Raw genomic sequence first — 1424 nt, forward strand, 5'->3', positions numbered from 1 at the left:
GGGCGTGTCCGGCGCGGCGGCGGGGAGGGGCGGCAGCCAGCCGCCGCCGATGCGCTGGATGCTCATACGAACATGACCTCCCACAGGCTGCGCGCGAAGCTCAGCACCGCCATGCCGCCCCATGGCGCGCTGACCATGATGGCGACGGTGACGATCACCAGTTTCACGCTTTGCGAAATGCTGGAATCCTGCAGCGACGTGATCGCCTGCAGGAAGGCGACGACGAGGCCCGTGAGTGCGGCCACGGCGACGGCCGGCAGGGACACCATCAGGCACAGCTTCAGCGCCTGGGCGGTCAGGTGGGTGAGGTTATCGTATTCCATGACGTCACTTGTAGGTGGAGATCAGGCCGTGGACCAGCATCGACCAGCCATCGAGCGAGACGAACAGCAGCAGCTTGAACGGAATCGCCACGTTCGTCGGACTGACCTGCGACAGGCCGAGCGCCATCAGCACGTTCGCGACGACGAGGTCGATCACGATGAACGACAGGTACAGCAGGAAACCGATCTTGAAGGCGGCCGTGAGTTCGCTCAGGATGAACGCCGGCGCCAGCACGATCAGGTCGTCTTCCTTGAGTTCGGCCGCGCGCCCGGGCGGCCAGATCTGGCGCGCCGAGCGCAGGAAGAAGGCCTTCTCGCGCTCCGTCGCATGGGCCTTCAGGAAGGCCCGGAAGGGCTCGCGCCCGGCGTCGAGCAGCGGCATGACCTGGGCCCCGGCCGCCGTTTCGCCCGGCAGGTGCGCGCGGTGCATGGCGTCCATGCCGACCGGCGCCATCACGAAGCACGTCACGATCAGGGCGACGCCGTTCAGGACCGAGTTGGGCGGCACGCCCTGCAGCCCGAGCGCGTTGCGCAGGAGGCCCAGCACCACCACGATCTTGGTGTAGGACGTGACCACCATCGCCACGAACGGCAGGACCGCCAGCGCGAGCGCGGCGACCAGCAGCGAACCGACGTCAGGCGCGGCGTTCATCGGCGTTCGCGATTCGGCGGATGTGCAGGCCGAGCTGGTCGCCGATGGCGACGAGCTCCCCGAAGGCCAGGGTCTGGCCGTGCGCCACGAGCCGGATGTCGGCGTCGGCCAGCGCGACCGGCAACGTGAGGATATAGCCCGGCTGCAGGGCGGCGATCTGCCCGATCGGCAGGTTCACCGTCACCACTTCGATGTGGACCGGCAGTTCGACGTCGCTGACGTCGAGCGGGGAGGAGGCGGCATCCGGCGCGGCGCGCAGGGACAGGTCGGGATCGTGGTTCATGGCGTAGGGACTGCTCTCCAGGATGACGTTGCGGGAATCGATGCGCGCGTGCGCATGGACGGCGTGACCGTTGGCGGCGCCCCACAGCAGGGTCGCCTGGCCGAGCGTCGCGTGCGGCGCGAAGCCCGGGGCCGCTGGCCACCCGAGCAGCACGTCGCCCGGACGC

3 protein-coding genes are annotated in these 1424 nt (G+C 69.0%); all 3 read right to left on the reverse strand.

What is annotated here, in order from left to right; translation table 11 throughout:
- Window positions 1–62 precede the first annotated feature (62 nt).
- Window positions 63–323, reverse strand: coding sequence for a type III secretion system export apparatus subunit SctS (gene sctS, locus ACEN88_RS31640; RefSeq protein WP_413346110.1), 261 nt, complete (start codon window positions 321–323; stop codon window positions 63–65).
- A gap of 4 nt (window positions 324–327) precedes the next feature.
- Window positions 328–975, reverse strand: coding sequence for a type III secretion system export apparatus subunit SctR (sctR, locus tag ACEN88_RS31645; RefSeq protein WP_413346112.1), 648 nt, complete (start codon window positions 973–975; stop codon window positions 328–330).
- Window positions 959–1424, reverse strand: a 466-nt coding sequence (locus ACEN88_RS31650) for a FliM/FliN family flagellar motor switch protein (RefSeq protein ID WP_413346114.1), incomplete at its 5' end; no start/stop codon positions are given. The genes sctR and ACEN88_RS31650, both read right to left, overlap by 17 nt.

The organism is Massilia sp. CT11-108 (assembly GCF_047302915.1).
GTDB lineage: Bacteria > Pseudomonadota > Gammaproteobacteria > Burkholderiales > Burkholderiaceae_D > Telluria > Telluria orientalis.